The following is a 24,764-nucleotide window of genomic DNA, read 5'->3' as shown; positions in this document are numbered from 1 at the left end:
TAGTGTCTATCTATCATTTTAAATAAGTATCGATAGATAACAGTATTATAGATAGCGGTATTATAGATAGCAGTTTTATCGAGCCCGCTCCCTCTCTTACAAAACAGATAAGGAGATATTATGGATACTATGAAAGCAGTTATTCTTACAGAGTTTGGCGCACCTTCAGTTCTTCAACTTGGAGAGAAAGAATGCCCAACAGTAGGTGAGAATGACATTCTGATCAAAGTGAAAGCGGCAGGAGTTAATCGCCCTGATGTCATTCAACGAAAAGGTTACTATCCAGCTCCCGAAGGAGAACCTCAAGACATTCTTGGATTAGAGGTCGCCGGTATTGTGGAAGCGGTCGGGAGCAAAGTGACCCGTTGGAAGGTAGGCGATGAGGTCTTCTCACTTATTGGCGGGGGCGGTTATGCTGAGTACGTTCGTGTCGATCAAGATTTGGCTCTCCCTAAACCGAAAGAGCTAAGCTTCGTTGAAGCAGCTAGCCTTCCTGAGACCCTCTATACGGTCTGGAGCAATGTCTTTCAAAGAGGCTCGCTAAAAAAAGGGGAGAATTTTCTAGTTCATGGCGGCAGTAGCGGCATTGGTATTACAGCAATTCAACTGGCAAAAATTATTGGGGCTAATGTCTACACAACTGTTGGAAATAGCGAAAAACAGGAGGCAGTAAAAGCTTTAGGGGCAGAGATAGCGGTTAACTATAAAGAGGATGATTTTGCCGAGGTCTTAAAGGGTGTCGGCATCGATGTTATTCTCGATATGATCGGTGGTGATTATTATGAGAAGAATATCGATCTTCTCAACCCAGATGGTCGACTCGTCTATATCAACTCTATGGGGGGCGCCAAAGTAACGGCAAATCTCATGAAAATCATGCAAAAACGCCTCACAGTTACTGGTAGCACCCTTCGTTCACGTGAATATGCATTTAAACGTCAATTAACAGAAGATATTCGTCGCGATGTTTTACCGCTTCTTGTGGAAGGTCACTTTAAACCTGTAATCTGTGCCACCTTCCCACTTGCAGAAGCTGATAAGGCTCATGAATTGATGGAATCTAGTGCCCACATTGGTAAAATCGTTCTAGAAGTTAACTAAAAAGCGATCGATAAAAATAAGCATAATCAATATCATAATAAGAATAGAAGAACGCCACAATCTCCCTTTTAATAAGCAAGAGGTTGTGGCGTTTTTCTTACTCTCTAATCGCATAATTTCTACTCATTAACTAGCACATTAATTGGCACATTTCCTGAAAAGGAGTAGGATAAAATAGCAATTTTCACTCCTATTTCAATCTTTTATTTCAAGTTTTATTTCAAGCCTTATTTCAGATTCTTACCTCAAACTTCTAGCACAAATCTATTACTGCCTATCATGATGAGATACCCTAGCTTTATCCCTAAACCTTCAGAAATTCCAGCGATTATTCCCGGTCTACTTCTTGCAATAGGAACCGCTGCTGTAGCGGCTATTTTAGCGCTCTGGATTCCAGCGATTGGCCCCTCTCCTATTGCGATCTTCTTAGGCATTATCTTAGGAAATCTCTTCTTTAAACAGGATATTTTTCAAAAAGGAACACGCTTTGCTGAGGGGCGTCTACTAGAATATGCCATTGTCTTATTAGGTTTTTCAGTGACCTTCTCTACTTTGGGCGAACTTGGCTTTGCCGGCACACTCTTTATCACACTACAGATTATCGGCACCCTTCTCTTAGCGATTGGGATTGGTAAACTTCTTCATTTCACACAAAATTACTACCTCCTCATGGCCGCTGGAAATGGTGTTTGTGGCTCTTCCGCTATCGCCGCTACAGCACCGGTTATTGGAGCAAAAGAAGAGGAGAGAGGCCTGATCATTACCATTGTTAACCTCATGGGGACCGTGATGATGTTTCTTCTCCCCCTTATCGCCCTAACGCTTTATGATCATGCGCTGTTGCAAGGTGCTTTTATTGGTGGAATTTTACAATCTGTTGGGCAAGTGATTGCTAGCGCAAGTATGTTAGGTGATGAGGTGATGCGAGATGCTACAATCTTTAAGATTATGCGGATCGCTTCATTGATCTTTATTGTTCTACTTTTTCACCAAATTGCAGCACGAAATAGTCGTGCGGTGATAAAAAACTCAAAAAAAGTAACCATTTCAATGTCCGAGGAAGAAGAGCTAAATGCTTCTAAGAGGCACCCATCGGTCAACGATAAAGCGCCATCTACGGTATCATCATTTTTACAATCGATCATTAAAATCGTTCCTTGGTATCTCTTTGGTTTTATGATCGCCTGCACCCTCAACTCTATTGAGATCATTCATCAAGATCTTACAAAAGGGTTTCTCACCTTAAGTGGACTCTTTGAGGTAACTGCACTTGCAGCGATTGGGCTACGCCTTAATTTCTCACTCCTCAAACAGCAAGGAGGAAAATTAGCACTCTATGCGCTTATTCTTGGAATAGGACAGATTCTCTTGGCACTACTCTTAATCGCTTTTTTTCTGCAGTAATGGTAAATCCTTCCTGCTCAAGGAGTGCTATTTTAGTTATCAGCCCTCCACTATAACCTCCCAAGCTGCCATCACTGGCAATCACGCGATGACAAGGAATAATAATCGGCAATGGATTTTTGCCATTTGCACTCCCCACCGCTCGAGTTGCCCGCGGATGATCAATTAAGAGAGCTAATTGTTGATAATTGATCACCTCTCCGTAAAGTATTCTTCCTAAAGCCTCCCAAACCTGTCGCTGAAATGGGGTTCCAAGTGGAAAGAGAGGTATTGTAAACTGCTGCAAAGTTCCGGCAAAATAGGCAGAGAGCTCGGCAATCGCTTGAGTAATGAGCTGATAATTGCGCTCATTAAGACTCTGCTCTGACAATCTCTCTTCAGAAGATGATTCCGCGCTTTCGTTAAGATCTGTAGGCATTAAAAGTTCTAAAGGATCGGAGATCGCTACTGCGATTCTCTGCCATGCTATTGCTAATGAATGATCTGTCTCTTGCGATTCCGTTTGAGATACCTCCCGCAGAAAGCGGTGTAGATCATCTGTGAGCTCCATCTTTAACTGAGAGATATCGAGAGCTAATAACCCCTCTTTTTGCCATAAAAAACCGATCTCCCCAGCGGGAAATCGGTGATAGTAATAGTATCGCTGCATTTTCAGTTGCGTCATCTTCAACTACTTCTCTAAAGTCTCTTTCATCTCATCACCAAAATATTGCTGAGAAAAGGCCATTCTCTCAACAATCGATTCTGCAGGTAACCCCTCTTTTTTAAGCATCGCTAAATGTTCCTCAACCTTTCTAGCTCTTGCAGAAAGGCCGGCATTATTAGCAATCTGAATGTTTAATCCCGGACGCGCATTGATCTCTAAAACTAATGGCCCTTTTGTCTCATCGAGTACCATATCAACACCGATATAACCCAATTGACTCAACTCATAGCAACTCGTTGCCAGCTCTAAAAAACCCTCCCAATTAGGGAGTGTCACACTACTGACCTCATTATTAGTATCGGGATGTCGATGGATAATCTCATTGAGCCAGGTCCCTTTTAAGGTGGTCCCACTCTTTAGATCAACGCCAACACCGATAGCGCCCTGATGGAGGTTTGCTTTCCCTCCTGACTGCCTTGTCGGTAATCGTAACATTGCCATAATCGGATATCCCATCAAAACAATAATCCGAATATCGGGAACACCTTCGTAACTGATGCTACTAAAGATCGGATCGGAGGTTACCTTATACTCAATCAGAGCTCGATCTCGCGTACCTCCTAATGAGTAGAGACCGGTCAATGTACTAGAGATCTGATACTCAATCTCATCAAGCGTAATTAAACGTCCTGAAACCGTTTTATAACGATACTCATCAAATTTATCGGCAATCACAATAATACCATCGCCTCCGGCACCTTGAGCGGGCTTGATCACAAACTCCCGTTTATCACCAATAATCTTTTTCAGCCGTTTAATATCGCTCTCAGTCTCAATAACGCCATACATCTCCGGCACATTGATTCCCGCAGCAATTGCTCGCTCTTTGGTCAAGATCTTATCATCAACGTAAGGGTAGAAACGGCGATTATTATATTTAAGGACAAAATCCCCGTTTCGTTCATTGATCCCCATGACGCCTCGTTTTCGCAGAGCGCGCCAGCGTTTAATCCATGTCAACATCTCTACTTATCCTCTTTTAACATCGCCTTAAAGCGCTTCAACTCCGTCAAGCGATAACCACGATAACGCCCCATCATCAACATAAAACCAGCTAGAACAAGGAGGATGCCGGGGAAGGTAAAGACAAAATAGACTAACTCTTCAACCTCCATCAAAAGATAAGCTAAAGAGGAAGCAATCAATGTACCGATACTAATTTTTAAGACATTACCAGCACCACGCTCTTCCCACGTAATCGAAAGGCGCTCAATTGTCATCGTTAGGATCACCATAGGGAAGAGGCCAATAGCCAAGCCTTTAGCAAAGCCCATCTTATAACTGAAGATACTTAAAACAGCGATCATAATGATCACAAAGGTTAAAACAACAGAGAGTCGCGATAACATCTGTAATTTTAGATGCTCAAGGTAGGAGCGAACCAGTAGCCCCATCGCAATAATAATGGAGAAGAAGATCGCCCCAAATGCTAATCCCGTCTCTCTAAATGCGAGCGCTATCAATACTGGAGTAAATGTTCCTAATGTCTGAATCCCGACAACGTTACGCACTAAAAGAATGACCAAAACGCCAAAAGGAATCATCAGCATCAATTCATAACCATATTGAATGGAGATGGGCAAACTATAGAGCGAGTAAGCTAAAAATTCAGAACTAGCGGTATTTGTCGATTGTGCAAGGCTAATTGCCGTTAACTGTTTGTCCGTCACACTAAAGGAGACTTTAGCACGAACGCCATTATCTACAGAGAGAATCGGCTGATCACCTATTGACCAGATAATCGCATTCTTGGGTAATCCCACCATGCCATTCGTAATGTTGAAATAATACCATTTACCAACGGTTGTGTTTTTTGAACCCTCTTTTTTGGTTGTTTCGATATAACTTCTTAACCAGATCTCCGGTGATTGATCAACGCTCGGCTTTAACTCCAAAGTATTAACGCGCTGAACAGGAATATGAGCCTGGGAGAGAAGAAGTTCTGCGACTGCATAACGATTCTTAACAGAGTTATCCCCCTTTAGAAGGGTCTTCACATTGATATTATCAGGATCATTCACTCGGCGAATCGCCTCACTAATAAAACTCAATGTATTCGATGAGGTTGCACGAATATCAGTGACTAATGCATCAGCGGCCAATTTATCAGCCCCTTCGAGAGGTATCGGCTCTCGGTAGATAGGTCCCTTCTCCTCCACCTTTTCACTCATACCAAAATTAGGGGACAAAGCTAAACGATAGTAGAGCGTCTCTGGCCCCTTTGTTCTTCGAATGGAGTAGTGCCCAATCTTATTTCCATACTCATCTTGCTCTAATACCTGCCCATACTGCTTATCTGCAATTAAGGACTCACTATAGAGCGAGTATTGATTATAGATTGTCGGTAGATAGAACTTCACACTGACGCCCGAATTAGCGGGGACGTCATAGGTGATCTTGGCATCGATCGTCCAGAGATCTTCAACGGCTCGATCGGTAAAAGGGATCTGTAACACATAACGCTCATAAGCGATAGAGCCTAAGCCGAATGCTACAAGAAGAAATACTAAAACTCTTAAATGAAGATTGACGGAACGCATTGGAGACTTTCCTTATTTGGCGAATCGGTAACGACTAAATCAGTAACAACTCAATCAGTAATAATTAAATCGATCACTATTAAGTGCTATTAAATACTATTAAGTAAATTACTTTTTAAATTACTTTTTAAATTACTTTTTAAATAGCTAGTTTAAATAGATGGCTTAAATAGATAAAGTTGATCAATTGACAATAGGTCAATTAATCACAATCTGCCGGCGCAATATAGCGTTTTCCAGCATCAACTAGAGCATTGAGCTCTCTTAAAGCTTTTGCACCAATCAAAAGAGGGTAATTGAAATGACCGCGATTAGTTAAGTTGACATCAATCACTGCCTTTTGATCACCAATACAGATTGTCATTGCCACAACAGGACGCTTCGCAGATGCAATATCATCGCTATCATCCCCCTCCTCTGCTCGCTGTTTAATTCGAGAAATTTTAACTAAGGGAAGTGTTTGTGTCTGTAGAGGCTTATCATCAACAACAGGCGTAAAGCGAACCCAATCTTCCCCATCTTTCTGATAATACTCAATATCAATTGCATTCAAAGAGGCGGTATAAGCACCGGTATCAATTTTTGCTTTAATAGTTTTGCCACCTAACTCATCAATTTTGACACGTTCATAACGTCCTAAAATTGGCTGAGATACTCGCTGAACACTATGATCCTTCTCCATTGCCCCTTTTTTTGCCTTTTCCGCTGCGAATGTCACACCGAAGAGAAAGCTCCCCATAAGGCATAGGAGAATGGTGATCATCTCTATCTTTTTTCTACTCATTATTTCTTCCTATTCTTCGCATATCGATCCTGATGCTTTCGCTATTGAAAGATCGATTTTACGTTTTTTAATTTTTGTCAGTTTAGCATAGATCTTTTCATGGAGAAAAATTCTCACCCCTAAGAAGCGACATCGATTGATCCATACATTGAGTAATATCAGAAGTAATATCAGAAGTAATGTCAGAGTCTCTCCTTATTACATCTACTATCCTATTAGAGCGCATAATAAGTGCAACAATCTATCCAATCTTAATCCACTATTGATCCACGATTGACCCAATATTGATTCAATATTGATATAAGATAATTATGTCTAACAATTACTCGAATCTTTACTTTAAACGTAAAGCGATACGCTCCTAGTAGTAAATCACGATATAATAGAGCTCTTTTTCATTACTTTTGAGCAGAAGGAGTTCTTGTTAATGACGATTCAGGCAGATATGCAAGCCCATTTCGCAGCACTACCCACTATTATCGCCACCGATATCAATGCTAAAGAGGCACAGGTATCAGCCGCGATTAAGCTACTTGATGAGGGTGCAACGGTTCCCTTTATTGCCCGTTATCGTAAAGAGGTTACAGGCGGCTTAGATGATACACAGCTACGTAATCTTGAAGAGCGTTTAATCTACCTTCGCGAGCTCAATGCGAGAAGAGAGACCATCCTCAACTCCATTTTAGAGCAGGATAAATTGAGTGATGATCTTCGCAAAAAGATTAACGATGCCGAGACTAAAATGGCACTTGAAGATCTCTATCTTCCCTATCGCCCTAAGCGAAGAACCCGTGCACAGATTGCCATTGAAGCCGGCATTGAGCCCTTAGCAGATCAACTTCTCACATTAAATAATGATTCCGATCTCGATATTGAAGCGCTCGCTGCGCCCTATCTCAATCCTGATCATGGTTTTGCCGATCATAAAGCGGTCCTCGATGGTGCTCGTTTTATTCTCATTGAAAGAATCTCTGAAAATGCTGAACTTCTAGGAGAACTTCGTCACTATCTCTGGAAAGAGGGAGAGCTTCATGCGCAAGTTCAAGCTGGAAAAGAGGAGCTTGGGAACAATTATAAAGATTACTTTCAGTTTCAAGAACCGATTCACAAAATTCCTTCTCATCGGGCTTTAGCACTTCTTCGAGGAAGAAATGAAGATATTTTACAGCTCAACCTCAAACTGCCGGAATTACTAGAAGAGGTGCCCCTTCAAATAATCACCGATCAATTAGCGCTCACTGCGCCACATCCTTGGCTTAAAGAGACAATCCGCCTTAGCTGGAGAGCCAAATTACATCTCTCCCTCTCTTTAGAGTTGATCAACCAGATGCGTGAAGCGGCAGAGACAGAAGCGATTGCCGTTTTTGCGCGTAATTTAAAAGATCTTCTCCTCGCCTCTCCTGCCGGAGAGAAAGCGATTTTAGGAATCGATCCCGGCCTTCGGACAGGATGTAAAGTCGCTGTTGTCGATCGCACTGGGAAATTATTAGAAACTGCGACGATCTATCCACATGCACCCCACAATCGCTGGACTCAATCCTTAGAGATACTTGCACAGCTTGTCACAAAATATAATCCTCAACTGATCTCTATCGGCAATGGTACGGCATCGCGTGAAACAGATAAATTAGCAGCTGAGCTCTGCAAGCAATTTTCTAAGCTCAATAAAGTGGTCACAAGTGAAGCGGGAGCATCGGTCTACTCAGCATCTGAAACAGCAGCAAAAGAGTTCCCCGATCTTGATGTCTCTCTACGTGGAGCAGTTTCGATCGCTAGACGTCTCCAAGATCCCCTTGCCGAATTAGTTAAGATCGAACCAAAAGCGATCGGTGTTGGGCAATATCAGCATGATGTTAATCAAGTACAACTCAATCGCATGCTCGAAAGTGTTGTGGAAGATTGTGTTAACGCCGTCGGTGTTGATGCGAATACAGCATCCACAGAGCTTCTTGCAAAAGTATCCGGTCTCAATAGCACCACTGCGTACAATATTGTCGCTTATCGTGATGAAAATGGTCCTTTCAAAAATCGCGCTCAACTCAAAAAAGTTCCCCGCTTAGGCCCCAAAACATTTGAACTTGCCGCCGGATTTCTACGGATTAGAGGAGATCATCCCCTCGATATCTCCGCAGTTCACCCTGAAGCTTATCCTGTCGTAGAGAGAATTCTCCAAAAAAGTGGTAAAAAATTAGAAGAGATTATTGGTAATAGTACTTTTCTTAAGGGGCTTAATCCTCAAGATTATGTCTGTGAAAAATTTGGTCTTCCCACTGTTGAGGATATCTTAGCAGAGCTTGAAAAGCCGGGACGCGATCCTCGCCCTGAATTTATTACCGCTCAATTTAGAGAAGATGTCTCTGAACTGAAAGATCTCAAGCCAGGAATGAAATTGGAAGGCGTTGTGACTAACGTGGCAAACTTTGGGGCTTTTGTTGATATTGGAGTCCACCAAGATGGATTGGTTCATATCAGTGCGTTAGCAGATCGTTTTGTTAAAGATCCCCATGAAGTGGTCAAAGTGGGGGATGTTGTTGAGGTAAAAGTATTAGAGGTTGATATTCCAAGAAAACGAATTGGGCTCTCGATGCGGATGAATGATCCACTTCCACAAGGGGAGAATCACACCTCCGATACCGATACCCACCGAACAAGTCACTCACGAGAAAATAGCGCAAGAAATCATCAAGGAAGCAGAAATCGCAACAGAGATCGTGATTCACAAAATAGAGGCGGATCAATCAGCAATAATCCTTTTGCCGATGCTTTAAAATCTCTGAAAAAACGTTGATCAATAGCTGTTAATCAACGACTGTTAATTAACCGTTGATAACAAAAGATATATTAAAAGCATCGAGTAATGGATATATCTATAAAGAGATCACACAAGAGAGAAGATCACCTTAGTGAGGTGATCTTTTTTTCTTAGTGCTCTTCTTTCTTAATAGTGAGTATTCCGCTGATCGCAATAAACGATGGCTCAATTCATTTTCGCACCCGGCAGATATCTCCTATTCCACAAATCTATCATTCACTTCTGCTATAATCTGCTCTTAGCTCCAATCTCCTTTAAGGCTTATGATGTTTCATAGATTAAAAATTTTATTACGCACATCCATAGTGGGATTGACTCTTCTAATTGCAGCATGTACTCCCTCCCACTCTCCTGAAGAGAGTATTCAACTCTTCTATGAATCCCTCAACCAGCAGAATTATCCCGAGCTTCTCTCCCTTTTCAATCTTGAAGAGAAACTAAAAGATCCTGAAGCAGAGGCAGAAGCATATGAAATTCTAACAATTATTTTCACCGATCTTGCACTCAATATTCAAGAAAAGGGGGGAATTAATAAAATTGAGTATCATACCATTGAATATAACAGTGAAAAGGATCGGGCTATTGTCCGCTATACCCTCTATTACAATGATGGCGATTATCAATTCGATACACTAGTACTCACAAAAGATCATACGGGATTTTGGCAATTAACAATTGGATAAGTGATCACCATTTAGCTCACTACTTGGCTCACTACACAGTAAAGCGCACAAATGAAAAAGGTCATAACATTTAACGTTATGACCTTTTTAATGATAAATAATGATAAATAATGATAAATTCTATAATAATGAGGTTAAGCAAAAATCTTAATAAGAGATGGAGATTCACGAATCGATCCATTTTCTCTTCTGACTTCTCTTCTAGCTTCTCTTATCCTGCTTCTATTATATTATTTCTATTATTTCTCTTTTGCTCGCTCTAATTTGCGTTTACGCTTCGCACTTCCACGAATCTCTGTGGTTTTTCCTGGACGATTTGCATAAGGATTCTCATTAGTACGATAGAGGATACGAACCGGGGTTCCGACAATCTCAAGCTGCTCACGGAACATATTGCTAAGATAACGAGTGTAGCTATCTTTAACATATTGAGTCCGATTACCGTGAATAATGATCTTCAATGGATTTTTGCCCCCTTGGTGCGCATAACGCAACTTCGGTGCATATCCTTTATCCATCGGTGGCTGATGCGCATGAACAGCATACTCTAAAATATTAGAGAGCTCATTTGTAGAGAATTCACGCATCGATTGATCAAATACCTCGATCGCTTGACGGATCACTTGACGTACTCCCTGTCCTTTCAGCGCAGAGATAAAGAGCGGCTCCGTAAAATCGATAAAGGCAAAACGTCTCGCAAAATCTTGTTGAACCCAACTCTTCTCATCTTCATCGAGCGAATCCCATTTATTAACCGCAAGAACAAGCGCTTTACCAGCTTCTAAAACAGCTCCTAAAAGGGTCGCATCTTGATCCGATAATCCCTCTTTAGCATCAAAGACAAAGACGATAACATTCGCTTTCTCAAGAGCATCTAAACTCTTGATAACGCTAAACTTCTCGATCATATCAGTGACACGACTACGGCGACGAATCCCCGCAGTATCGATGAGAATAAATTCTCGATCATAAGCTGTAAATGGAATTTCAATACTATCTCGCGTTGTTCCCGGCACATCAGAGGCTAAAACACGCTCTTCTCCCACCATCTGATTAATGAGAGTCGATTTCCCGGCATTAGGACGACCGAAGACCGCCAAACGGATAATATCATCTTGAATCTCTTCAGAGACAACAGCCTCAGGAAATTCAATCTCCTCATAAGCGCGATGAAGTAACTCATATAAACCTTGATTATGGGAGGCCGAAATAGCAATAGGCTCCCCTAAACCTAATGAGTAAAACTCACCGACAATAACTTCAGGTAAAATACCCTCAGCCTTATTAACAACAACAATGACCGGCTTTCCCATTCTCCGAAGTCGATCTGCGATCTGCTCATCAAAAGCCGTAACACCTGCCCGACCATCAACAATAAAGAAGATAAGATCTGCTTCTTCAGTGGCAATCCAGACCTGTTCTGCAATGAGATTATCCATCTGATTATCATCACCTGATAATCCACCGGTATCCAATACATTATAGGGACGATCACCTACTCGCCCTTCACCATATTGGCGATCACGAGTTAAACCAGGTTGATCGGCAACTAACGCATCTCTTGTTCGCGTTAATGCATTAAAAATTGTCGATTTTCCTACATTGGGACGCCCTACTAGCGCAATAAGTGGTTGTGACATCCTTTCCCTTATACTAATTAATATCGAATCAAAATATCGTATTTATATCGAAACTTTATAAAGTGTACCTGAATAATCGAGCAGATAGACACTGCCATCGATCTCTCTAATATCCCATAAAAATCCTGTTGACCCTACTTTTGTAGTGCCTTGAAGTATTCCTGTTGTTGCATCAATAACATGGACATATCCTTCAAAATCACCTACAACAATACGATTTCGCACGATCACAGGCTTCGTTAAATTGCGCCCTCTTAAATCGAGGTTTTGCCACACTGATGCTCCATTTTGAGCATTCAATGCTTGAATTGTACTATCTCTCTCTACAGAGATCACACTCTCACCGGTATAAGCAAGCCCCGCATAGACGCCTTTACCTGCTTGCCATAACTTACGGCCATCATGCGTTAAAGCTGTAACACCTGCTAAATATTGTCCCACAAAGATCCGCTGTGGCGAGACAATAATCGCGGCATCAACATCTCGCAATCCCCCCATATAGCTACCATTTTGAGGCTGACTAAGAACTCTACTCCAGATCTCAGCTCCTGTTTCGGCATTAATTAAAGAGAGTGTACCCGTATCGCCGGCAATTAAGATATTACCATTGAGGAATGTCGGAGGCGCTGCACCTCGAACCGAAAACTCTGAGCGTGGGAAGAGGTAAGCCCACTCCTCACTACCATCTTGCAGATTAAATGACTCTACCGCACCAAAGAGGGTTCGTACAATCGCTAATTGACCATTTCCGACAGGAGGAACAGCAGGAACACCTAACAGTTTTTGACGCCAAACTTGCGCACCATTGGAAGCTGAAAGTGCCTCTATATGCCCATCTTGCGTTCCGACTAAGAGAATGCCTTGACTATAACTAACCCCGGTATAGAGAGGAGATTGCGTCTTAACTTCCCATCGCTTTTGTCCATTATGACGATCGATAGCAGTCACAACCCCTTTTTGTCCGGCGATATAGAGTGTACCTAAACCATCATCGGCAATATAGAAGCGAAGATTACTCTCTTTTGGGGTTTGGCTACCTGTTTTAATGTGCCAATTCTGGCTCACTAAAGTTGCCGGCACCGTTAAATCCAACTCAGTGGGTGGCGTCAAGTTACTTTTACCACGAAGACCGCCGGCACAGCCAGCAATCACTAATGATATGATCAAGGTTGTAATGATTTTTTTCATATTGCTTAGAGTCCTATCGAGGATTGATTATTGAGCACTTAAAAGATGCAATTTATCACGCGCATCATCAGGAACAACTTCGCTACTGAGAGCCTCTTCATAAGCGATCTTCGCATCTTCTATCTCACCTAATGCGCTATAGATATCACCCTCTAATACTTTTCGTAAACCTAAAAACTCTGATGATTGAATCTCTTTTAGCGTCACTAACGCCTGCTGATCCTCTCCTTGATCAAATTGAACAATCGCAAGACGATAATTGATCAGATCTTTTAAACCAGGATCATTAAGATCTACTGTCAAAGCTGATTTTAATAATTTTTCCGCACCTTGGTAATCACCGGCACCATGAGCCTCTTTGGCTAAAAGAAGTGCTGAGAAGATCTGATAAACCCCCTCATTTTCACTAATAAGTACTGCACTCTTCCCTAGATCTACAGGCTCGTTATCATAAGTTGTTAAAAAGGTATCATAACGATCAAAAGCCTCATTGAGCTTCTGCACCTTATGATGCTTATAATATTCCACGCCCCCGATGGAAGCGACCACAACTACCACTAAAAGAAGGAGGTAGCCCGCATTTCTCTTGAGCCAATCGATCAGTACTTCTGCACGTTGCTCATCTGTTTCATATTGATTTAAAGCCATTCAATCTAAACCTTTTGATCTAAAATTAGAAATCACTCTAGTTTACTTCAATTATTTGAATAGGTTAACATCTAATCCTATCTACTCTATATTACCGACTTAGCGCTCTGCTAACTTAGCACGGAGAAATGTCGCTAACTCTGTTCGAGCAATCTCTTCTTGCGCCCCATTCTCTCTGAGATCTTTTAAGATCACAATATCTTGCTCTAACTCATTTTCACCCATGATTAAAGCATATTTCGCTCCTGAACGGTCTGCTTTTTTCATCTGAGACTTCATGCTACCACCCCCTAGGTTGGTGATAATTTCAGCATGCGCAATCTCATTGCGTAAAGACTCAACGATTGCGAGCCCCTGTAATGTTGCTTTTTCACCCAAAAAGATCGTGGTTAAAAGGGGTGTTGATTCCTGTGCCTGAACGCCACAAGCTTGGCAAAGAAGAATCAGTCGTTCCATTCCCATACCAAAACCGATTGCCGGCGTTGAACGGCCCCCTAACTCTTCTACCATCTTGTCATAACGCCCACCGCCACAAACCGTTCCTTGAGAACCGAGTTTTGTTGTCGTCCACTCAAAGACCGTACGTGTGTAGTAATCCATACCGCGAACGATTCTAGGATTAACAATATAAGGAATACCTAAAATATCGAGCTGCTGACAGAGCAGATCAAAATGTTCTTTTGATTCAGAATCTAGATGATCTAGTAGTTTAGGTGCTCCGGCAATAATCTCATTTAAATCAGGATTTTTTGAGTCTAAAATACGAAGAGGATTGGTATAGAGACGACGCTTACAATCTTCATCTAATTGATCCATGAAACCCTCAAAGTATTGGATCAATTTTTCACGATATTGAGCACGAGATTCCGCTGTTCCCATCGAGTTGATCTCAAGCTTTACCTCATCTGCAATGCCGAGTCGTTGCCAAAAGCGAGCTAACATCGCTAACATTTCAGCATCAACATCCGGTGTTTCAACCCCAAAAACCTCAACATCTGCTTGATGGAATTGACGATAGCGCCCTTTTTGAGGACGCTCATAACGGAATGCAGGTCCGATCTGCCACAATTTTTGCACCTGATTATAGAAGAGTCCATGCTGAATGCCGGCACGAACGATTCCCGCCGTCATCTCAGGGCGTAAAGAGAGACTCAAACTTTCACTCTGATCAGGAAATGTGTACATCTCTTTCTCAACAATATCGGTCACCTCACCAATTGAACGTGTAAAGAGACGGGTCTCTTCTAACATCGGGGTCCGAATTTCACAATAACCATACTCGGCAAAGAGTGAACGGAGATGTCCTTCAATTGTCTGCCAATAACCAATTTCAGCAGGTAAGCAGTCGTGCATTCCACGCAATGCATTAATTTTATTACTCATTACTATTTCCTAATGATATTTAAAGATATTGTCCTGAATTGAGCGAAAAACGGATCGATACAGCCTCTTCTGTTAAGGGCTTATAATGATACTCTGGAATCGGCGCTCCATTTACCATTATTCTATCAATAACTGCCGGATTCCCTAAATATATCTCAAAAATCCCTTGCCCTTCTAACTGATACTGGTCACCTCGTTTTAGTACCTTATTGGCAATCTGGCGCCCCTTCTCATCCTCAACCCCTAAAGTTGTAATATCTTGTGCCACAATTGTGACGATCGCTTTCTCTTCTAAAAGGGCCTGTAGAGTGCTAATTGAGGCCTCTTTTTCTGCTTGCAGTAGGAGGTTCTGCTTAAGAGCGCCTAATAGATTATCACCGACATCATCTGCCACAACAAGAGCATTGAGAGCTCCCTCCTCTTCTTTCAACGCTTGATACTCACGCTTCAACTTTAGAAGCTGTTTTTCAGCAACAATACGACTTAAAAGGGGATAGTAACCACTCTCCCGATCATAGAGAGAGAGCTTCTTAGATTGCAATGCCGCCAATTGCTCTTCAAAGCTTTTAGGAATGATAAGCCCTAATCGAACGCTATTGGGCGACTGATAGAGATAATCGATATGCTTTTCTGGAATTATAAATTGTGATGAGACCGTTTTTGAGCCCAAATCGATAAGTGGTAATTTATCATCGGTCAAGAGCGGGGCATAATTTCGAAGCGCTTTTCCTAAAACGGCATAATTTCCCGAGCGTTGATATCCCCCTCTTTTATTAGAAAGTTCTGGGAGCATCGCATCGATATTCAATTCACTTTGTAGATCTAACCTTACAAGATGGGCATTTTCTGGATCTTCTGAAAAGGCATCGCTCTCTAAATGTAAAAGAGATTCTGTTCCATGAACCTCATTAACCATTAAATCTTGTTGTTGCTGTGTTGCATCGAGCAGAATCTCCTCAAAGCTCTTCTCTTCATAAGAGGTTAACTCCTTCTCTTTAAGATTATACTCAAGCTCTAAAGAGGGGAGTCGCTCATTAGGAAGAGAGACTGCTCCTTGCCCTTCAGTAGATAACTTCTCTCTAAAAGGAGAAGGAATCATACCACTCTGATAGAGATAGGCAAAGATCGCTAAGAGCACTAAAACAAAGAGAAGATAATACTTAAAATTATTGGAGCGCTTCTTCTCTTCCACCTCAAGCTTCACCTTTGAGGTTTCGTAAAAACCTTGACTCTTAGGATCTAAACCATCGGAAAGTGCCTCAACGCTTGCACTAAAATGGGGATCATCAACCCCTAAAAATTGAATATACTTTTTGAGGTAGTTTTTTGCATAGAGAAGCGCCCCAATTTCCCGATAATCACCACTCTCCATCGCTTCAACAAGCGCGGGTCTTAATGATAATACACGTGAAACTTGCTCTATTGATAAGCCCTTCTCTAATCGGATCTCTCTTAGCTTTGCGCCTAGTTCCTGTGCATTCATGCTTTCCTCTTCCTCATCTTTCATTAAAACGCCCTATCTACAGATAAAAGCTATCAGTATAGCGGCCTCTATTTCTATTTTGATGTCTCTATATGACACTATATGACACTATTTCGTCATCTGAAACTGCTCGACTAATATATTTTTATAGCGATCAATATCTGCTTGATTGCCCCTCTTTTCCGCTAAGATAAGCGCTAAGCGAACACTCTCTTCTGTATAACCATTGAGATCATTAAAATGAAAGATTGCGCTCTCGGCCGATTCATATTGTGCTAATTTATAGTCGAGCTTTGCTTTAATTAGATAGCTATCAGCATAATCGGTATCGAATTGTAACGCTTTGTTAAGGGCATCTGTGGCTTGCTGATACTTCTCATTATCGAGATAACACCTTGCCGCCTCACTATATAGACGAGATTTTACCATCGTCTGATACTGATCCTTTGCCATAGAGATAATACCATCTCCCCCCGTGACATAACACATTAATACCCCATAATTTTTGATCGCCGTATCATAATTGGGATTTAATTGAATTGCTCGTAAAAAATAATCAGCCGCCAACGTCACTCTCCCTCGCCTTTCATGGATCACTCCTAATCCATTATAAGCATCGGGAAAGTTGGGATTGTCTATCACCAATCGCTCAAGCTTCTCCCGGGCGCTTTTATAATGTCCTGACTCGATATAGTAGAGACTCAACTCATACTGCTTCTGATCCGCTAAAGAGAGCGCCTCTTGATCGAGATAAGTTGTTAGCGCCCCCGATCCTCCTATATGAGCACACCCTATTACTCCAAAGGCGATCATTATTAATAATACATTTTTTAACAACGCTCTTCTCAACAGCCGACTCCTTTCATCAATTTTCTATATCAGTCTCTCTTAGTGCAGAAAAGAGATCATGAAATGACACGGTAACTAGATAGCTAGAGAACTAGATAACTAGATAACTAGATAAAGTTAGGTCATGATTCTCAATATCATGAAATGTCAGCAATATCATGAGGCTTAAAATAGATATCACGATCTCAATCGAGATCAGATGATCGACAAGCGGTGAGTAAATAATGATTAAAAAGAGAAGACGGGAAAAGATAGGGGAAAAATAGAGAAATGATAGAGGAAACAAATCGATAGAGAGAGAACAAAAAAGAGCGTATCACAATGATAACGCTCTCTTTAAAAACTAACCTCACGGTAACGCTCCCGATGCCTTCCGATACTTCTTAATATCTATTGATAAGAAGCTTCATTGAGAAGAAGCGAACAAAAGATCTCAACTCTCGATCATCTATCCTTCGGTCACTTCACTCTGACCGGTTCGTTTCGTACGATCTTTGACCTTCCCTGCTAATTGACCACATGCCGCAGCAACATCATCACCACGCGTCTTACGAGTCATCACAACAAGTCCATAACTCATGAGAATCGAACGGAAGCGATCGATCTGTTGACGCTCTGTTGTCTTATAATCAACACCATCAAAAGGATTGAAAGGAATTAAGTTTACTTTTCCGGGGATATTACGGATCAAACGTGCTAGCGCATGAGCATCTTCATCACGATCATTAATATCTCGTAGAAGAACATATTCCCACGTAATCTTCTTATTTGTGCCATCAATATAGTTACGGCATGCCGCTAAAAGCTCTTCAATAGGATACTTCTGATTGATTGGCACTAACTCATCTCTTAATGAATTATAGGGTGCATGCAGAGAGATCGCTAAAGCGACATCAATATCCTCTTTTAAACGGTAGAGTGCCGGCACAACGCCTGAAGTACTCAAGGTCACACGTCGTTTTGAGAGCCCAAAACCGTAATCATCGAGCATAATATCCATCGCAGCTACCACATTACGATAATTTAGGAGTGGCTCCCCCATCCCCATAAAGACAATATTAGTCACTTTTCTAGGGGTAAAGTTATCGATCTCTTCAAAATCATTAAGCAACAACTTTGCAATCATCAGTTGCCCAATAATCTCTTCCACTGCTAAATTTCGATTAAAGCCCTGCTTTCCAGTTGCGCAGAAAGAGCAATCGAGCGCACAACCCACCTGTGATGAAACACAGAGCGTTCCTCGATCATCTTCGGGAATATAGACCATCTCAATTGAGTTACCGGAATCTAAACGAATCAACCATTTTCGCGTTCCATCTTCTGATAGATGATCCATGATCACCTCGGGAAGTGATAATGATGTAATTCCTTTGAGCTTCTCTCGTGTCTTTTTTGAGATATCAGTCATCTCATCAATCGAACGTACCCCTTTATGATAGAGCCACTTCATTATTTGGGTCGCTCTATAGGGTTTCTCCCCGATTGAGAGGCAAAATTCTTTTAAGTCGGCAAAGGTCAAACTATAAAGATTAATCAGATCTGTTTGACGCTTCACATCTTCAACTTTTACTTCAATGTCAATATCTAACATAGATATTTAGAGTCCTTCTATTACTATCAATACGCCCGCAATATCGATAGCGTCTAAAAACACTGCCAATATTGCGGGTCGGTACTGTTCTTTAGTGCTTAGCGATTATGCACACACTTTAGGTGCTGCAACTGCGTTAGGACCAAAGAAGTATTCAATTTCTACTTTCGCTGTTTCAGGCGCATCTGAGCCGTGAACCGCATTCGCATCGATTGATTCTGCATAGTCATGACGAAGTGTACCTGCTAATGCATCTTTAGGATTTGTTGCACCCATAAGATCACGATGTTTAGCAATCACATCATCACCTTCTAATACAGAGATCACAACAGGACCTGAGATCATGAATTCAACTAAATCGTTGAAGAATGGACGCTCTTTGTGAACTGCGTAGAAACCTTCAGCTTCTTCACGTGTTAAGTGAGTCATTTTTGCTGCAACAATTTTAAAACCTGCTGCTTCAAAACGTGAATAGATCGCACCTACTAAGTTTTTAGCAACTGCATCTGGCTTGATAATCGATAATGTCTGTTGTTTGCTCATAATTTACTCCTAAAATCAATAAATCGGTCGATAAAGCGGCTTAGTCTACCATATTTAGCAACTTTACACCCGAAATTTAATGAGTTGATACCGCCCGATCTTCGATCTCAATACCATAGACTAATTGTGCAAAAAGAGCCGCTAACTGCTTCATTGCAGAAACGGAAGGGATCTGTGTATAAAAGCCAAATATCTCATAAACATGATGATTCTTAACAGCCTCTACACGGGAGAGAAACTCCCAACGGGGAGAGAGCTGTTTCACAACCAACTCATTGCGTGTTAAGGATGTATCATCAACCGCTCCATTAAGGATAAAGATCCATTCAGGATTAAGAATAGAGATCGCTTCTCGCGTTAACTCCGGCGCATTGAGCGATCCCAAATAGACATTGCGCATACCAAGTGTCTCCAACAGTTCTCCATGAAAACTACGGCCTGCTGCTAATTTTGGCAAAATAGTTTCAGCATGATCACCATAATTGTAGAGTATCAACACACGAGGTTTCTCTTGATCAAATTCATCAAGAGGCGTTAAGGCCGCTAACTGATCTTTCAGCGTTTGAGAGTGAATCTCCATCTTCCCTTCACAATAGTGGCCAATCTCCTGCTTCGCAGCTTCAATCTCTTCAATGGTGTCGAGCGCATAGACACGATTTTTAACACCCAAAGTTGCTAATCGTTCCGATATGGGATTATTCACATTCCCCTCAAGAAAGACAATATCGGGCTTCAATGAGACCACTTTCTCAATATTGAGATCAAAATAACCACCAATAATCTCACGCTTTTCTGTTGCCGGCAGACGATCATAACGTGTCGCACCAACAATATGCTCCTCTAACTCCATCTCTACCAACATATCACTCAATGCCGGAGAGATAGAGACAATTCTTTGGCATTGCCGACTCTCTCCTTTAGGAATAGTCATCGTTGCAGCAAAGGTAGGAGCACACAGCATGATAAGCAAAATGCCGGCAACAACTATTTGGACAATATTGGCGATATAGCAAAAACGGAGTTTGAGTCTTTGTAGAGATGCTTGTATGAGGGTTTGTACCACTAACGCAGCCTTATTATTCATAATGTTATCGATCCACACACTTTTGTAATGAGTTTATAAATTTATTTATAAGCTAGTCAACTAATCAACCAGTCAACTTATAATTACATAAGTTCTCAAATTAGCCCATTAAAAAAGTGCTATTCCAATGCTGAAATAGCACTCTCTCAATACTACTTTCAATGCTTAATGTACTTATAAAACAGTATCCTAAAGAGAGATATTCACTCCAAGGTAAGCTGTTCTTCCCTTTTCTCGATAACCTCGAGCAAACTCATAATCTTTATTAAAGAGATTTTGAATCTTTGCATCGACTTCAAAGGTGTTATTGATCTTATAAATGCCGGTGATATCAAAAAGAGCAAAAGGGTCGAGTTTTACATTGGGCTTACCATAAACGGCATCTTCTCGTTGACTGTAATAGATAGCCGATGCGTTAAGCGTTAAATTATGAATAGGTTGATAAGTCACATTCGCTGTAATTTGATGCTTGGGGCGTCGCAGCATCTGCTCATACCTCTCTCCCTCTGCCCTCTGTTTAGCATTAAGATAAGTATAACTTGCAGATAAAGCTAACTGATCCGTTATTGCCATAGAGCCAGCTATTTCAAAGCCTTTAATCTTTGCTCTATTTAAATTCTCATATTTGTAGTTGTTTTTAGAATTTCCTGCAATCATATTTTTATAATCAGTATAAAAATAGCTTAGTGATATCAGACTATTGGATGAAGGTCTTAATTCAATCCCCAAATCATAACCACGGCTCGTTTCCGGTTTTAAATCTTTATCTCCATATACTGGAACATATAATTGATAAATAGTCGGTGTTGTAAATCCTGTCCCGAAACTCCCTTTAACGGCAAGCATCTCATTGATGTTATAACGAGAAGTTAAACGATAAGTGGTTTTACTTCCAAAAATAGAGTTTTTATCATAACGAATTCCCACTGTATTAAAGAACTTATCTGCAAAATCGAGAGATTGTTCTACATAGATACTCTTCGTATTTTGTGAGTGATCTAAGCGACTATTATCTGACCCTTTATCGTGGTGATACCCCACTCCAAAACGGGTTGAGAAATCTTTATAAAAGCTTAATTCATTATCAAAATTAACTGTTTGCGCTTTTCCACGAAAACGAGAATCTGTTGGTCTTTCACCAATTTTGACAGAGACATATTCCGGAGAATCAGGATCATTTTTATCCCAGTTTGGATTTGGATCAAAACGATAAACATCTTCCCCCGAATAACTATCTCGATCTAAATTCACTACACCATAAGAGAGGGTTGAGCTCCATTGATCCTCAAAAAATGAACCATTGAGCCCTACTCTTCCTGTAAAAATTTTCGATTTGTTATAGTCATTGTAAGGCGTTACATTGTATAAGTTATCGAATTCATCATAACGATTGTTATAGGTGAAATCTAAATCGACATCTAAGCTATCATTCAAAATATAATTAAAACGCCCTGATAATTGGCGGTTTTTATTTCGATCTTTATCATAATCATTCTGAGGCTTATTAGGTCTATCTGTAGTCACATCGATACCACGAGTATTATAGAAAAGCCCACTTAAAGAGTAACGCAGATCACCTACGGCACCTGTCGTTGTTGCCCCAACCTGAACCGTTTCATATGATCCTGCCATAATACGAAAACGAGTGCCGGGATTATTGAGATCATTAGTAAAGATCTGAACAACCCCTCCCATCGCTGAGCTTCCATAGAGCGCACTTTGAGGACCTTTTAATACCTCAATACGATTAACATCTAACAACTGCCCCAAAAGCGAGTAGTTAAAATTATGATCGGTTCCCATCGGATCAGATACCGGCACACCATTAATTAAGAGTAGGGTGTTACTACTTCCTCTTAAATATAGAGTGCTTGGACCGCTATAGCTATTTTGACTCAAAATGATGCCGGGCTGATGAGCAAGTGCCTCAACTGCACTCTGATATTGCCGTGTTTGAATCTCCTTTTCTGTAATAACGATACTCTGCGCTCCTACTTCACTAAGTTGTGTCGCTCTTTTATTGGCAGTAAAGATAATCTCTTCATCATTACTGTCGGTTATGATCTTATCTGCAAGTGCGGGAGTTAATAGAAAGGATGAAATAAGAAGAAGTGCCGGAGCACCTTTATTAGAAAAAGGGGTATTCATATCTGCCTCTTAAACCTCGAGAGTTGTAGACGCTAGGTGGTATCTGACTTCTGTCGCATGACATCACAGTGGCGGGTCCGTGAGGGATTTTCACCCTGCTTCCCAAAGCCTAGCGCTTAATGTTAATAAAAAATATTAAAAGTATTGCTAAAGATCTCAACCGATCATCAAAACGAAATCGTATCGATCCTTCAATCTGCCGGAGATAGTATCAGCAAAGTTATCTGGAGATGCAAAAAATTAATGAGGGCATTAATCTTAAAATCGATCCGGATCCCTTTTGCACCGCTACTACCACCCATCCATTGTTTTCAAATAATATTAAAAAATGCCTCAAAATAATTAATCCCGAGAAATATAGGCTTGATATGTAACTCAATACCTTAAATACCTTAAACTTACCCGTTACGAGGCGGCTTTATAAAACGCTCCTGCCGACTGCCCTTGAGAAGAAGATAGAGAAAAAAGGGCGCCCCTAAAAGAGCGGTGATCACGCCCACCGGAATCTCCGAAGGTCGTAAAATCACAGATCCTATAGTATCGGCGACAACTAATAACCCGCCCCCTAAAAAGATGACGCCCCAAAAGAGATAACGATGATCACTACTCCCTAATATTCGCTTCACCAGATGAGGAACTACCATACCAACAAAGCCTATCGGCCCGGCAATAGCCACAAAAACAGCAGCCATTAAACTGACAATAACAAAGAGAACCTGCATCACACGAACAGAATCAACCCCTCTTGAGAGTGCTACCTCCTGTCCTTGCTGCAATAGATTGAGAGGAATCAACGAACGAAAGATAATGATTGATGAAAAAACGGTTATCAACAGCAATTGCCATAGATCATTTAAAGAGATCAAGGAGAGTCGCCCCATCATCCAACTCATCATCGCTAATGCCGAGGAGGAGCGCCCTAAAGCTTGAAGTAACATCAAGATACTTGAGATAAAGAAGGTTAAGATCACTCCCATTAGCAATAATTTAATAGGCGAGTGCCCTGTTCGAAAATTCACCTGATAGATAATGATCGTCACGATCAATGCGCCGATAAAGGCAAAGATCGTCAAACCGGTCATAATCCCCAATGAGAAGGAGATCCCCCAATAGATATAGATAGCCGCTCCTAAACTTGCCCCCGCCGCAACCCCTAATGTGAAGGGCTCTGCTAATGGATTTCGTAAAATCGCTTGCAATACCAAACCAGCAAGCGCTAATCCTGCACCAATCAACCAGGTTGCAACCGCTCGAGGAAAACGCAGTTGCCAATAGAGCTCAGCGCCCTCTCCCCAAGGAAGAAGAAATGTGAGCCCAAATGAGGGCATTATCATTAAAAAAATGAGGCTCATGCCACCTAAATAGAGGAGCTTATTCTTAATTCTCTTATCGATTTTTGTGATCTCTGATAGCTGTGCCACACCAACTCCTTAAAAATAACGCCGTTTCTCTTCATAAACTACCTCTTCAAAAGCGTAATCAAAGAGAGAGTGCAGTAATGACTTTGATAAAACCTCTTCTCTGAAGCCAAAGGCTAAAACACGTCCTGCTTTGAGCGCGAGAAGATGGCTATAAGCATCGAGCATATTAAGATCATGAGTGATCGATAAAATGGTCTTCTCCGGCTCAAGCGCAATCAACTGATTGATCGTCTCTCGATGTTTGGGATCTAATGCAGCACCCACCTCATCAAGTAAAATTAGGGGCGTCTCTTGCGCTAAGGCCCCCGCCATATAGACCCGTTGCCGCTCTCCGCCACTTAAGGTTGATAATTTCCTTCCGGCAAATTGAAGCGCATCACAACGAAGCAACGAGGATTTAATAATCTGATCATCTATCCCCCTGGCTTTACCTGCTAAATAGTGTGGGTAACGGCTCAGCTCGCACCATTCCCATGCGGTAATCTCCTCATCGACTTGCTGTTGTTGGGCGATATAACTCATCTGCAATGCCCGCTCTCTTAAAGAGAGCTGCTCAAAGTGACAACCATTAACCTTTAAAGTACGATAATCTGCCGGAATTGCCGAGATTAATGCCTTCAGCAGAGTGCTTTTCCCTGCACCATTAGGGCCGATGATCGCCATCTTTGCCCCCTTAGGAAGCGAAAAGGAGATATCAGTAAGAATCTTTTCCCCTGTCGATAAGGTTGCCGTCAATGCTTCAACTTTTAACATCTC

General features: G+C 41.4%; 20 protein-coding genes and 1 riboswitch. Of the genes, 4 read left to right on the top strand and 16 right to left on the bottom strand.

Annotation, left to right across the window (positions count from 1 at the left end; all coding sequences use genetic code 11):
• The first annotated feature begins 129 nt into the window (after positions 1-129).
• Positions 130-1,101 (top strand): NAD(P)H-quinone oxidoreductase, encoded by a 972-nt coding sequence (locus tag B9T19_RS01210; protein ID WP_094567346.1) that lies wholly within the window; start codon positions 130-132, stop codon positions 1,099-1,101.
• 279 nt (positions 1,102-1,380) lie between these two features.
• On the top strand, positions 1,381-2,505 hold the full coding sequence (locus tag B9T19_RS01205; RefSeq protein WP_233146756.1) for a YeiH family protein: 1,125 nt from the start codon (positions 1,381-1,383) through the stop codon (positions 2,503-2,505).
• Here the strand turns inward: B9T19_RS01205 and B9T19_RS01200 are convergent.
• The 4 genes from B9T19_RS01200 to B9T19_RS01185 all read right to left on the bottom strand — a co-directional run bounded on the left by B9T19_RS01200 (position 2,444) and on the right by B9T19_RS01185 (position 6,535).
• Positions 2,444-3,169: a methylated-DNA--[protein]-cysteine S-methyltransferase gene (locus B9T19_RS01200; protein ID WP_233146755.1), complete on the bottom strand. Its 726-nt coding sequence runs from the start codon at positions 3,167-3,169 to the stop codon at positions 2,444-2,446. The two genes, B9T19_RS01205 and B9T19_RS01200, sit on opposite strands and share 62 nt — an antisense overlap.
• Before the next feature lie 6 nt (positions 3,170-3,175).
• Positions 3,176-4,174: an alpha-L-glutamate ligase-like protein gene (locus B9T19_RS01195; RefSeq protein WP_094566791.1), complete on the bottom strand. Its 999-nt coding sequence runs from the start codon at positions 4,172-4,174 to the stop codon at positions 3,176-3,178.
• A gap of 2 nt (positions 4,175-4,176) precedes the next feature.
• Positions 4,177-5,751 (bottom strand): UUP1 family membrane protein, encoded by a 1,575-nt coding sequence (locus B9T19_RS01190; RefSeq protein ID WP_094566790.1) that lies wholly within the window; start codon positions 5,749-5,751, stop codon positions 4,177-4,179.
• 202 nt (positions 5,752-5,953) lie between these two features.
• Positions 5,954-6,535: an ATP-dependent zinc protease gene (locus B9T19_RS01185; RefSeq protein ID WP_275665745.1), complete on the bottom strand. Its 582-nt coding sequence runs from the start codon at positions 6,533-6,535 to the stop codon at positions 5,954-5,956.
• Between the two features lie 427 nt (positions 6,536-6,962).
• Between B9T19_RS01185 and B9T19_RS01180 the strand changes: the two genes are divergently transcribed.
• Both B9T19_RS01180 and B9T19_RS01175 read left to right on the top strand, forming a co-directional pair.
• Positions 6,963-9,323, top strand: coding sequence for a Tex family protein (locus tag B9T19_RS01180; protein ID WP_198959024.1), 2,361 nt, complete (start codon positions 6,963-6,965; stop codon positions 9,321-9,323).
• 287 nt (positions 9,324-9,610) lie between these two features.
• Complete coding sequence (locus tag B9T19_RS01175; RefSeq protein ID WP_094566789.1) at positions 9,611-10,030, top strand: DUF4878 domain-containing protein; 420 nt, start codon at positions 9,611-9,613, stop codon at positions 10,028-10,030.
• A gap of 239 nt (positions 10,031-10,269) precedes the next feature.
• Here the strand turns inward: B9T19_RS01175 and der are convergent, their stop codons facing one another.
• The 12 genes from der to B9T19_RS01115 form a co-directional block, all read right to left on the bottom strand.
• Positions 10,270-11,670 (bottom strand): ribosome biogenesis GTPase Der, encoded by a 1,401-nt coding sequence (der, locus tag B9T19_RS01170; RefSeq protein ID WP_094566788.1) that lies wholly within the window; start codon positions 11,668-11,670, stop codon positions 10,270-10,272.
• Between the two features lie 42 nt (positions 11,671-11,712).
• Positions 11,713-12,858: a PQQ-binding-like beta-propeller repeat protein gene (locus tag B9T19_RS01165; RefSeq protein ID WP_094566787.1), complete on the bottom strand. Its 1,146-nt coding sequence runs from the start codon at positions 12,856-12,858 to the stop codon at positions 11,713-11,715.
• 27 nt (positions 12,859-12,885) lie between these two features.
• Complete coding sequence (locus B9T19_RS01160) at positions 12,886-13,506, bottom strand: tetratricopeptide repeat protein (RefSeq protein ID WP_094566786.1); 621 nt, start codon at positions 13,504-13,506, stop codon at positions 12,886-12,888.
• A 99-nt stretch (positions 13,507-13,605) separates the two neighbouring features.
• Positions 13,606-14,889, bottom strand: a complete 1,284-nt coding sequence (hisS, locus tag B9T19_RS01155; protein WP_094566785.1) for a histidine--tRNA ligase — start codon at positions 14,887-14,889, stop codon at positions 13,606-13,608.
• Positions 14,890-14,908: 19 nt separating this feature from the next.
• Positions 14,909-16,372 (bottom strand): helix-turn-helix domain-containing protein, encoded by a 1,464-nt coding sequence (locus tag B9T19_RS01150; protein WP_158214319.1) that lies wholly within the window; start codon positions 16,370-16,372, stop codon positions 14,909-14,911.
• A gap of 108 nt (positions 16,373-16,480) precedes the next feature.
• Positions 16,481-17,221, bottom strand: a complete 741-nt coding sequence (locus B9T19_RS01145; RefSeq protein ID WP_143436840.1) for a tetratricopeptide repeat protein — start codon at positions 17,219-17,221, stop codon at positions 16,481-16,483.
• Positions 17,222-17,669: 448 nt separating this feature from the next.
• Entirely contained in the window at positions 17,670-18,812 is a 1,143-nt protein-coding gene (gene rlmN, locus B9T19_RS01140) for a 23S rRNA (adenine(2503)-C(2))-methyltransferase RlmN (protein ID WP_094566782.1), read from the bottom strand.
• A gap of 105 nt (positions 18,813-18,917) precedes the next feature.
• The gene (gene ndk / locus B9T19_RS01135) at positions 18,918-19,355 is read right to left on the bottom strand and encodes a nucleoside-diphosphate kinase (RefSeq protein WP_094566781.1); all 438 of its coding nucleotides are present in this window, start codon (positions 19,353-19,355) and stop codon (positions 18,918-18,920) included.
• A 76-nt stretch (positions 19,356-19,431) separates the two neighbouring features.
• Entirely contained in the window at positions 19,432-20,439 is a 1,008-nt protein-coding gene (locus tag B9T19_RS01130; protein WP_094566780.1) for an ABC transporter substrate-binding protein, read from the bottom strand.
• Positions 20,440-20,628: 189 nt separating this feature from the next.
• A complete protein-coding gene (locus B9T19_RS01125) occupies positions 20,629-22,587 on the bottom strand; it encodes a TonB-dependent siderophore receptor (protein WP_094566779.1) in 1,959 nt (652 codons plus the stop codon).
• A 16-nt stretch (positions 22,588-22,603) separates the two neighbouring features.
• Positions 22,604-22,716, bottom strand: a riboswitch (cobalamin riboswitch).
• 269 nt (positions 22,717-22,985) lie between these two features.
• The gene (locus B9T19_RS01120) at positions 22,986-24,008 is read right to left on the bottom strand and encodes an iron ABC transporter permease (RefSeq protein ID WP_233146754.1); all 1,023 of its coding nucleotides are present in this window, start codon (positions 24,006-24,008) and stop codon (positions 22,986-22,988) included.
• A 9-nt stretch (positions 24,009-24,017) separates the two neighbouring features.
• Complete coding sequence (locus B9T19_RS01115; RefSeq protein WP_094566778.1) at positions 24,018-24,761, bottom strand: ABC transporter ATP-binding protein; 744 nt, start codon at positions 24,759-24,761, stop codon at positions 24,018-24,020.
• Between the last annotated feature and the right edge of the window lie 3 nt (positions 24,762-24,764).

Source organism: Ignatzschineria sp. F8392 (assembly GCF_002252045.1).
GTDB lineage: Bacteria > Pseudomonadota > Gammaproteobacteria > Cardiobacteriales > Wohlfahrtiimonadaceae > Ignatzschineria.
This window is presented reverse-complemented; position numbering and strand designations above follow the sequence as displayed.

Coding starts and splice junctions, on each gene's coding strand:
- B9T19_RS01165 (WP_094566787.1), bottom strand. CDS start 12,858: ATGAAAAAAATCATTACAACCTTGATCATATCATTAGTGATTGCTGGC.
- hisS (WP_094566785.1), bottom strand. CDS start 14,889: ATGAGTAATAAAATTAATGCATTGCGTGGAATGCACGACTGCTTACCT.
- rlmN (WP_094566782.1), bottom strand. CDS start 18,812: ATGTTAGATATTGACATTGAAGTAAAAGTTGAAGATGTGAAGCGTCAA.
- B9T19_RS01180 (WP_198959024.1), top strand. CDS start 6,963: ATGACGATTCAGGCAGATATGCAAGCCCATTTCGCAGCACTACCCACT.
- B9T19_RS01115 (WP_094566778.1), bottom strand. CDS start 24,761: ATGTTAAAAGTTGAAGCATTGACGGCAACCTTATCGACAGGGGAAAAG.
- B9T19_RS01210 (WP_094567346.1), top strand. CDS start 130: ATGAAAGCAGTTATTCTTACAGAGTTTGGCGCACCTTCAGTTCTTCAA.
- B9T19_RS01195 (WP_094566791.1), bottom strand. CDS start 4,174: ATGTTGACATGGATTAAACGCTGGCGCGCTCTGCGAAAACGAGGCGTC.
- B9T19_RS01125 (WP_094566779.1), bottom strand. CDS start 22,587: ATGAATACCCCTTTTTCTAATAAAGGTGCTCCGGCACTTCTTCTTATT.
- B9T19_RS01200 (WP_233146755.1), bottom strand. CDS start 3,169: ATGACGCAACTGAAAATGCAGCGATACTATTACTATCACCGATTTCCC.
- B9T19_RS01205 (WP_233146756.1), top strand. CDS start 1,381: ATGATGAGATACCCTAGCTTTATCCCTAAACCTTCAGAAATTCCAGCG.
- der (WP_094566788.1), bottom strand. CDS start 11,670: ATGTCACAACCACTTATTGCGCTAGTAGGGCGTCCCAATGTAGGAAAA.
- B9T19_RS01130 (WP_094566780.1), bottom strand. CDS start 20,439: ATGAATAATAAGGCTGCGTTAGTGGTACAAACCCTCATACAAGCATCT.
- B9T19_RS01160 (WP_094566786.1), bottom strand. CDS start 13,506: ATGGCTTTAAATCAATATGAAACAGATGAGCAACGTGCAGAAGTACTG.
- B9T19_RS01190 (WP_094566790.1), bottom strand. CDS start 5,751: ATGCGTTCCGTCAATCTTCATTTAAGAGTTTTAGTATTTCTTCTTGTA.
- B9T19_RS01150 (WP_158214319.1), bottom strand. CDS start 16,372: ATGAATGCACAGGAACTAGGCGCAAAGCTAAGAGAGATCCGATTAGAG.
- B9T19_RS01175 (WP_094566789.1), top strand. CDS start 9,611: ATGATGTTTCATAGATTAAAAATTTTATTACGCACATCCATAGTGGGA.
- B9T19_RS01185 (WP_275665745.1), bottom strand. CDS start 6,535: ATGAGTAGAAAAAAGATAGAGATGATCACCATTCTCCTATGCCTTATG.
- ndk (WP_094566781.1), bottom strand. CDS start 19,355: ATGAGCAAACAACAGACATTATCGATTATCAAGCCAGATGCAGTTGCT.